The sequence below is a fragment of the Blautia sp. HA3515 genome, from assembly GCF_059933065.1.
Genome location: NZ_JAYFUY010000162.1, coordinates 1 through 9,214, shown reverse-complemented (window position 1 = coordinate 9,214; position 9,214 = coordinate 1). Strand labels below are relative to the sequence as shown.

Annotated in this window: 9 protein-coding genes and 1 pseudogene; all 10 read left to right on the top strand. The window is 40.3% G+C overall.

The genetic code is table 11. From position 1 onward, the window contains the following. Window positions 1-759, top strand: a 759-nt coding sequence (locus R1Y93_RS12940) for an ABC transporter substrate-binding protein (protein WP_500823138.1), incomplete at its 5' end; no start/stop codon positions are given. A gap of 95 nt (window positions 760-854) precedes the next feature. Further along, complete coding sequence (locus R1Y93_RS12935) at window positions 855-1,130, top strand: hypothetical protein (protein ID WP_500823137.1); 276 nt, start codon at window positions 855-857, stop codon at window positions 1,128-1,130. Next, window positions 1,102-1,734, top strand: coding sequence for a carbohydrate ABC transporter permease (locus tag R1Y93_RS12930; RefSeq protein ID WP_500823136.1), 633 nt, complete (start codon window positions 1,102-1,104; stop codon window positions 1,732-1,734). The genes R1Y93_RS12935 and R1Y93_RS12930 overlap by 29 nt, the downstream gene beginning before the upstream one ends. 57 nt (window positions 1,735-1,791) lie before the next feature. Beyond that, entirely contained in the window at window positions 1,792-2,622 is an 831-nt protein-coding gene (locus tag R1Y93_RS12925; protein WP_500823135.1) for a carbohydrate ABC transporter permease, read from the top strand. A 16-nt stretch (window positions 2,623-2,638) separates the two neighbouring features. Beyond that, complete coding sequence (locus R1Y93_RS12920) at window positions 2,639-4,129, top strand: glycoside hydrolase family 32 protein (RefSeq protein ID WP_500823134.1); 1,491 nt, start codon at window positions 2,639-2,641, stop codon at window positions 4,127-4,129. A gap of 14 nt (window positions 4,130-4,143) precedes the next feature. Next, a complete protein-coding gene (locus tag R1Y93_RS12915) occupies window positions 4,144-5,481 on the top strand; it encodes a NosD domain-containing protein (protein ID WP_500823133.1) in 1,338 nt (445 codons plus the stop codon). Between the two features lie 311 nt (window positions 5,482-5,792). After that, window positions 5,793-6,110: a Gfo/Idh/MocA family protein gene (locus R1Y93_RS12910; protein ID WP_500823132.1), complete on the top strand. Its 318-nt coding sequence runs from the start codon at window positions 5,793-5,795 to the stop codon at window positions 6,108-6,110. After that, entirely contained in the window at window positions 6,077-7,573 is a 1,497-nt protein-coding gene (locus R1Y93_RS12905; protein WP_500823139.1) for a tyrosine-type recombinase/integrase, read from the top strand. The genes R1Y93_RS12910 and R1Y93_RS12905 overlap by 34 nt, the downstream gene beginning before the upstream one ends. Window positions 7,574-7,945: 372 nt before the next feature. Continuing rightward, window positions 7,946-8,869 carry a sugar phosphate isomerase/epimerase family protein gene (locus R1Y93_RS12900; protein ID WP_500823131.1) on the top strand — a complete coding sequence of 308 codons (924 nt, stop codon included), beginning with the start codon at window positions 7,946-7,948 and terminating at the stop codon, window positions 8,867-8,869. Window positions 8,870-8,900: 31 nt separating this feature from the next. Next, window positions 8,901-9,214: pseudogene (locus R1Y93_RS12895) on the top strand (hypothetical protein); the annotation flags it as partial.

The window sequence follows — 9,214 nt, the reverse complement described above, 5'->3', positions numbered from 1 at the left end:
AAGTACAAGACCTGGGACGAATACAAAGCACTTGCAGAAGAGTTGAAAACAGATGACATGTATGGAACAACCGTATTTGGAAGTGGTACTGATGCAGTTTGCTCATTCCTTGATTTTGCATGCCAGGCCGGTGCAGAAGGACTTGTATATGATAAAGACGGAAATGTAAATATTACTGACCAGGCATACGCAGACGCACTGAACTTCATGGTTGAAATGGCAAATGCAGATTATTCACCTGCAGATTCCCTTGCTACAGCAGCAACAGAATCTCAGGAGTTATTTACAAACGGCAAGGTTGCCATGCAGCTGAACTGGAGCCATCAGTATCCGGCAGCAGTAGCAGCACTTGGAGCTGATAAGGTTGGATGTGCACCGATGATCGGTGGAAGTGCAGGCGTTGGCGCAACAACAGGTCCTTGGTATGAGAGCGTGATGAAGAATTCCGAGAACAAAGACATGGCACTGAAATATGTAGAGTATATGTATGATCATAATGCAGATTACATGAATGAAACACTTAAGATCGCAGGACGTACTTCTGTATACGAAGAAGCTGCTAAAGAGGCTGGAAATGAGCATACACAGGCAGTTCTGGATACACTGGGCGCAGCACAGACTCAGCCAAGACCAATGGTTGTAACATGGTCACAGGTAGAAGAAGTTTTGGTAGGTGTTGTAGAATCCTGCCTGGGCGGCGCTGATGTGGAAGAAACTCTTGCAGCTGCAAAAGATGAGATCGAAGCAATTGGCAAGTAAGATCATATAGATCATATTGAGTGTATTATTGATCCAAGGGTGGTTTGACAAAAAAGAGTTGAATCACCCTTGGTTTTGAGAAAGCGGGAAATAGTATGAGACTGATATCAAAGAAAACATTATTGCTGTTCTTTCTTCCAGGTGCGATTTTCATGGGTGCTTTTTTGATATATCCGATCATGAAAATGGTATTTGACAGCTTTTTTAAGGTTGGCATCACAGGGGACCGGACATTTATAGGACTTGATAATTATATTAAAGCATTTACTGCCGGTGGATTTATGAAGCAGTTGAAAAATACACTGGTCTATATTCTGATAGCGGTATCTGTGGAAACAATTCTTGGATTTATTTTTGCGTTACTTGTTTGAACTCAACTATAAAGGAAGCAAGATCGTTCGGTCTTTTATGATGACACCGCTTATGATTGCACCATTGGTTGCAGGTCTTATCTGGAAACTGATGATGAGTTCAAATTTCGGTATTGTTAATGAGATGTTGATGAGAATCGGAATCCTATCCAACGCCAGTGATATTCTATGGCTGGCAGACTCCAGATGGTCTTTGATCGCATGTTGTATCGCAGATATATGGCTGACCACACCGTTTATGATGTTGATGATTCTGGCTGGGCTTCAAGGTTTGGATGGCAGCATGATCGAAGCAGCAAGAATGGATGGAGCCAATAAGCTGCAGGAGATTTTTTATATTAAAGTGCCGGGAATCAAGCCGGTTCTGCTCACTGCATTATCCGTGCGTATCATTGACGCTGCAAAGACATTTGATATTATCTGGGCAATGACAGAAGGTGGCCCCAACAGTTCCTCTGAGACGATCAGTATTGTTATTTATAAGACCCTTGTAAAATACAATAACACAGGATATGCCAGTGCGATGGCTGTTATCTTTATCATAGTTCTTGTGGTGTTCACTTTAGTATTCATGCAGAGTTTATGGAATCCAAAGAAAAAATAAAAACTGTTGAGAAGGTATTAAACAGTAGTTATTAAGGATTTCAATAAGGAGAAGAAAATGAAAAAAGGTAAGAGTATCAAACTGAAAATAGCAATTGTTATTTCAATAATTGTTACATTATTCTGGTTGATTCCATATATTTATGTAATCTGCTGCTCATTTAAACAGGGATCAGAAGTGGTTGCAGTTCCGCCATCTTTTTTCCCTAAAGTGTTTTCAACAGAGAATTTTACACATCTTTTTTCCAGAATGGATGCAGCAAAATATTTGATCAACAGTCTGACTGCAGCTGTAGGCAGTACACTGATCGCAGTAATTTTGGGATCTTTGGCTGCATATGCCATTCAAAGATCAGGAGCAAAGCTGTCTGTATGGCTGGTAGTTTTGATTCTGTGTCTGAAAATGATTCCAACTTCCAGTATTGCAGTTCCAATTTATGAAATCATCTGTAACCTGGGACTTTATGATACCAAGATTGCACTGATCATTGTCTATGCAGCTGTCAACATGCCTTTTGTTATGTGGACCATGCTTAGCTTTTACGAAGGAATACCATCAACTCTGGATGAAGCGGCATACGTGGATGGTGCATCCAGTCTTCAGACTTTTCGAAAGATCATTTTGCCGATCTGTATGCCTGGACTTGCAACTGCATTTATATTTACATTGTTTCTGGCATGGAATGATTTCCTGCTTTCATTGCTTCTGACAAGCATGAATGCCAAAACATTTACCGTAGGACTTGCAGGTTTCCTGTCTGCATATAATCAGGATCTTGGCCCAATGTGTGCCGGTGCTTTCCTGTTCAGTTTTCCGGTAATGATTTTGTCCATGTTTGCACAAAGATACATTGTTCAGGGAATGACTGCCGGAGCTGTCAAAGGGTAACAACATGGAGAAAATAGTGACTAAATTATTAATGAACGAAAAAATTGCAAAAGCACAAAAAGAAATAGATGATAAAAAGAAGTATGTGGAAAATGGGAAAATGCGTCAGCATTACCATTTAATGCCTCAGTGTGGATGGATGAATGATCCAAATGGACTGATTTATTTCAAAGGGCAGTATCACGTTTTTTATCAGACAAATCCATATAGCGGTTTCTGGGATAGTATGCACTGGGGACATGCTGTCAGCAAGGATCTTCTGCACTGGGAATACCTCCCTCTGGCACTGGCGCCAAGTGAGGAATATGATGATTTTCAAAAGGGTGGATGCTTTTCCGGAAGTGCCATTGAATATGATGGGAAAATGTATCTGTTTTATACAGGAACAGCTAATCATGGACATGGAAATGTGCAGACCCAGTGTCTTGCCATAAGTGAGGATGGTATTCATTTTGAAAAATATACGGGAAATCCACTGATCACTGTTCCGGAGGGAATTGAGCCGGACTCATTTCGGGATCCAAAGGTATGGAAGCATGAAGAAAAATATTATATGGTGATCGGAGGAAGCCGCAATCACAGAGGGCTGGCTCTGATTTTTGAATCCGAAGATCTTTATCATTGGAATTACTTAAATGTATTGTCAGAAAGCCGTGGAGAATGGGGATTTATGTGGGAATGTCCGGATTTCTATCCATTAGGAGACAAGTATGTTCTCACATTTTCACCGATGGGATCAGGAGATCATACATCTGTATATCTGGTAGGAGATTTTGATTATGAAACCGGCAGGTTTGATCCTCATGTAAGCGGGGAAATGGATTGGGGGTTTGACTATTATGCACCACAGTCCATTGTAACACCAGATGGAAGACGACTGGTCATTTCCTGGGCAAATGAATGGGAATGGATGCCGCTTTTTAAGGATTGGGGTCCTACCTATCAGGAGGGATGGTGTGGCTTCTTTAATCTGATCCGGGAAGTAAAGCTTGGTAATGATGGTACATTGCAGTTTGTTCCCATAGAGGAAATGAAAAATATCCGTGAAGACGGGTACTGTAAGGAAGAAATGCTGATAACAGAAGGGCCGCAGCAGTTAAAAGCAGGAGATGGGGTCAGCTTTGAGATGAAATTTGTGTTTGACCTTAAGGAAACAGATGCGGATAGCATAGAAATGAAGTTCAGATGCGGTGACGGAAAAGAAACCTGCTGTATTTTTGATCTGAAAAATGGAGAACTGTCCGTGAACAGGCAGAATTCTGATGGATGGAGCACAGGTGTATCCAGAAGTGTGCTGCTGGTTAATGATAAAAGCGAACTGGATGTTCATGTTTTCTCTGATCAGAGTTCTCTGGAAATATTTACAGATCAGTATCGGAACAATCATTCCAATAATATTTTTGCAGGTGATCAGCAGAATCAGCTGAGTATTTCAGCTCATGGCGGAAAAGCAGTGATCAGAAATTATGAATCATATAAATTAAAAGACTGTTTCAGGAAAGAGTGACCGGAGGGATAAAAATGGCTGGTAAAAATTACTATGATGTGACAGACTGGCATGTTGGTAATCCGTATACAGATATTGGAGAAGTGATCAACAGCATCCTTGCAGATATTAAAAGCAGACAACAGGAAACGGATGTGAATGATGAGGGAAAACCAGGTGCGGTTATTTATATTCCTTCCGGGGATTATCACCTGAAAACCCAGGTAAAGATTGATATCAGTTATCTGAAGATCCAAGGCTCCGGACATGGATTTGTGTCTTCCAGTATCCGGTATAATGTACCACAGGAACAGTGGAAAGATCTTCATGATATTTGGCCTGGAGGCAGCAGGATCTTGGTGGATCTGAAGCCTGAGAAAAACGATGAAAGATCAGGGGCAGCATTTTTGGTAGAGCGTGAAGGAGATCCAAGGATCAGTTCTGTGGAATTTGAAAATTTCTGCATAGATGGGCTTCATTTTGTAGATGATGGGAATGGAGATCCTGAGAATACATATGTAAATGGAAAGACCGGGATTTATGTTGCCAGTGCACAGGATTCATTTAGAATTACAGGTATGGGGATCATATATCTGGAGCATGGCGTGACTCTTTATAATTCAGATGCACTGTCTGTACATGATAATTTTATCGCAGAATGTGGAAATTGTGTGGAACTGCGGGGTGCAGGACAGGCATCTAAGATCACAGACAATCTTATGGGTGCAGGATACAGAGGCCATTCAATTTATGCGGAGAATTTCGGAGGCTTACTGGTTGCTTCCAACAATATTTTCCCCAGGGGCAGAAGCATTGTTCATTTTAGAGGTGTGCTTAGATCCTCTGTAACAGCCAACAGGTTTCACTCTTTTTATCCGGGTATGCTGATTTTTGAAGATTGCAGGGAAAATCTGGTATCCTCTAATCATTTTCTGAGAGATCATGAGCCGTGGCCGCCTATGCAGGGATATGATAATGGGCTGAATGATGATTATGGCCTTATTCATATCGAGGGAAGCTGCAACTCTGTGATCAGTAATCATATTTCAGAAACCATAGAAATGCAATATTTAAAACCGGCAGGGATAAAGCCTGTGGTGATCCACCTGGTTTCCGGAACAGAAAATTACGTTGCCTGCAATCATATTGTGGCGACTACACAAGCAGACAAAAAAGAAAAAGAAGGGGATTCTTCCTGCTTCGATGCACAGGTGGGGGCTTTGCTCAGCATGAATGAACTGGTAAGACTTTCTGTGGATGCTGTGCGCGTAGATGCAGCGTCTTCTGATAACGTTATACTGGATACATGCAGGGAGAACGAAGCAGCAATGGATTTTGACACCAATGTATTCAGAGGGATTCCGGGAAAATAAGAAACAAATTAAAAAACTAAACAGATTAGACAGAAGGTTTGAAACTGAAAACGGTTGTCTGATTTCGCAAACAGGATTTGCGGGATCGGGGCAACCGTTTTTTGTTTCTGTTATTTATCTATCAATTTGGAGAAGTTGACATCTATTGTTGTTTTCTTCCTTTAATTGTTTTGTGCTGACATAATCAAGATATAAAAAAATAGATCGTGTGTAACTATTCTGCGAGGCATTTTGCACCGCAACTAAGCAGGTACTGAACGATTATTATGATGATTTGTTCATGTTCTAGCTATTTTGAAAAGGAGAGTGCTATGAGTCAGAGAAAAGTAAGATGGGCTATGTGGAGTCTTGGAAAAATTGCCAATCGAGTGATTAAAGAAATGAAGCGGGCAGATACATATGAGATTGTGGCAATCTGTTCATCCAATCTTGAAAAAGCCAACAACTTTATAAAAAATAATGAATTGACAGAGGCTACAGCCTACACGGACATTGAGGAAGTATTAAAGAGGGACGATATAGACATTTTTTATGTGTCTTCTCCGCCATGGCTGCATAAAGAACAGTGTTTTAAGATTATGAATGCAGGCAAAGGATCCAGCATATTGATGAGGCTCTTAGAAAATTAGGAGAAGAAAATAATTTTGAACTACTCAATGGAGATGCTAATCGTGATATTAATACACAGTTATCTCAGGTTGACACTGCAATCAATCAGGGGATTGATGGAGCATTCCTCTTTGTAGTTGATGAAAGAAGTGCTACTGCGGTTGTGGATAAGCTTAACAGTGCAGAAATTCCGGTTATTGGTGAAATATTGAAATTAAAAGACGGGGAAGGCAATAATATTGCTTCATATGTTGAACTGGATGCCGTAGGCGTAGGTGAAAAATGTGCTGAATGGGTAATTGAAAGCAAGGACCGTTGGTCTCTCTCCACCTACAGCAAAAATCTTTCGATGATCGAGCATTATATTCTGCCGTATATCGGAAAAACCAAACTCCAGAATATTAATACGCGCTTTATCGAGCAGTATTATCGGACGCTGCAGAAAAGTCCCGTGGTCCGGACTCCTTCCAAGGGACAGGAGCAGGAAATGATTTCGCCAAGTATTATCCGGGATGTTCACAAAATCCTCCGCAGCTGTTTTAAGCAGGCAGTCAAATGGGAGCTGATGCCAAAGAATCCTGCCGTGACGGCAACCGTTCCAAAGTACAAAGCAAAGAAGAGGGAAATCTGGACGGCAGAGGATCTGATCAGAGCAACAGATTCCTGTAAAGATCCGAAACTGAAGCTGGCGATCAATCTGGCTTTTGCCGGTTCCCTCAGGATCGGCGAGCTGCTCGCTCTTACCTGGGACTGCGTGGATATCAGCCTGGAAGCAATTGCGGAAGGCCGTGCTTATATTTATGTGAATAAGGAAACTGAGCGGGTAGATGTTAAAGCATTGAAGGATTTGGATCAGAAGGATGTCATTCTTACCTTTCCACAGAACCAGAAGATCAATAAGAACGTCCGGGTTTTGAAAACTCCAAAGACCGAAGAAAGTGTCCGTAAGGTTTTCCTTCCAAAGACGGTTGCAGAAATGCTGGTGGAATGGAAGAAAGATCAGGATGAATTAAAAAAAGCTCTGGGAATGGAGTACATGGATTACCAGATCGTCATGGCAACCTCCGCAGGTCTTCCGATGTCGGACTCCGTGATCCGTCATGACCTGAATAAACTGATCGAGGAATATGACCTTCCGAAGGTCGTCTTTCACAGTCTGCGCCATACTAGCGTTATATATAAGCTGAAACTTAACGGCGGCGATATCAAAGCCGTGCAGGGCGACTCCGGCCACTCTCAGATCAACATGGTTACGGATGTCTACTCGAATATCATAGACGAGGACCGGAAGCATAAAGCGGAACCTCTGGAGGAAGCGTTTTACAGTGGACGGGAATTGGAACCTGGAAAGAAAAAAACAGCCGAAGCAGCAAGCGACAATTTGTCGCAAGCTGGGGATATTGATCCAGCAGTGCTTGCAAAGATAGTGACCAATCCCGAGACAATGGCCGTGCTTAATGCGTGGGCCAAGAGCTTGAAATGACGAACGGGAGAGCACGTATATGCGTTCTCCTGAAAAACACAGATCATTTCCTCCAAAATCACTTGAGAGTTCTTCATACAACAATATGCAATCAATATAAGCTACAAAAATAAGCATAAAACGTAACAAAATTAACACGATTATATGATATCTCAAAACAAGAAAAAGTTAGTATTGTTTTACAATTTTTGATAAAAAATGGAATCTTTTTGAAAAATATTGACAAAAAAGAATGTGTAAATTGTATGAAATGACGATTATTAAATTCCTTATTGACAAATACAGTGCAATATGCTTAAATAATATTGAAATTAATGAAAAAAAATGAAAAAAAATGAATGAAATTTAAAATAATATAAAGGAGAGAAGAGCGTGAAATTTGCAGGACGAATGAATTCTTATATTTTTCAAGGTAAGTATGATTTACTTGGAACCATTGAAAAATATAAATCAATGGGAAATATAACTCATTTAGAGTTCAATTACCCTGAACATTTTGCCAATATTGATATTGCTGAATTAAAAAAAGCTATTGGCAATATGAAAGTAAATGGAGTTGCAACAAGATTTAAGGCACCATTTGTAAATGGAGAATTTACAAATACTGATGAAAAAGTCAGACGAGAAGCAATAGATCTTTGCAAGGGTGCAATTGATGCATGCCGTGCCATTGGAGGAAGTGTAGTAACAATCTGGCAGGCATATGATGGATATGATTATCCATTCCAGTTAAACTATGAAAAAGCATGGAATCAAATGATTGACGCTTTCCGAGAAATTGCAGATTATGGAAGCGATTTAAAAATCAGCATAGAATATAAACCTTTTGAGCCGCGAAATTATGCTATGTTAGACAGTGTCGGCATGGTATTACTGGCAGAAAAAGAGATTGATCGTCCTAATATGGGACTTACGCTTGATTTTTGTCATATGTTAATGAAACATGACAATCCAGCATATGCCCTTACATTAGCGGCAAAAGAAAATCGGTTGTTTGGATTACATATGAATGATGGATATTGTTCAATGGACAGCGGATTAATTTTTGGCTCAGTAAATCTTAGCCAGTGTATTGAATTTGTATATTATCTCAAAAAATACAATTATGATGGGGTAGTATTTTTTGACGCATTCCCAGTTAGAGAAGATGCTGAAGCAGAGATTAATGCAAACGTTGAAACTTTTAAAAAGATCGATGCATTAATAGATCGAGTAGGAATGGAAAAATTTGAAGAAATTATAAGCAAGAATGATGGAGTTGCAGCTCATCAATTCCTTATCAATATGCTTGCTTAATAATAAAAAACAAAAAAGGAGAGAAAAAGGTATGGCAAAACGTAAACTTTTAGCAATGGGGTTAGCATGTGCAATGGCAATTAGCACATGTGCAATGCCGGTAATGGCAGAAGAAACAGAAACTGAAACATCGAGCAACGAATTTGATCCGGATAAGGACGAAAGCGGTATTGATTGGACCGATATGAGAGACGAATTCGGTGCAATGCCTGAAATTGAAGATGGTATTACAATTGGTGGTTTAGTAAAACAGCTCCAGAACGAATTCTGGCAGAGCTTGAAAACAGGATATGAAGATAGTGGTGCTTATATTGCTGAGCAGGAAGGAATCACTATTACTGTAGA

Excerpts from the sequence above, each read along its gene's own strand:
- R1Y93_RS12925 (WP_500823135.1), top strand. The coding sequence starts at position 1,792 with ATGAAAAAAGGTAAGAGTATCAAACTGAAAATAGCAATTGTTATTTCA.
- R1Y93_RS12915 (WP_500823133.1), top strand. The coding sequence starts at position 4,144 with ATGGCTGGTAAAAATTACTATGATGTGACAGACTGGCATGTTGGTAAT.
- R1Y93_RS12935 (WP_500823137.1), top strand. The coding sequence starts at position 855 with ATGAGACTGATATCAAAGAAAACATTATTGCTGTTCTTTCTTCCAGGT.
- R1Y93_RS12910 (WP_500823132.1), top strand. The coding sequence starts at position 5,793 with ATGAGTCAGAGAAAAGTAAGATGGGCTATGTGGAGTCTTGGAAAAATT.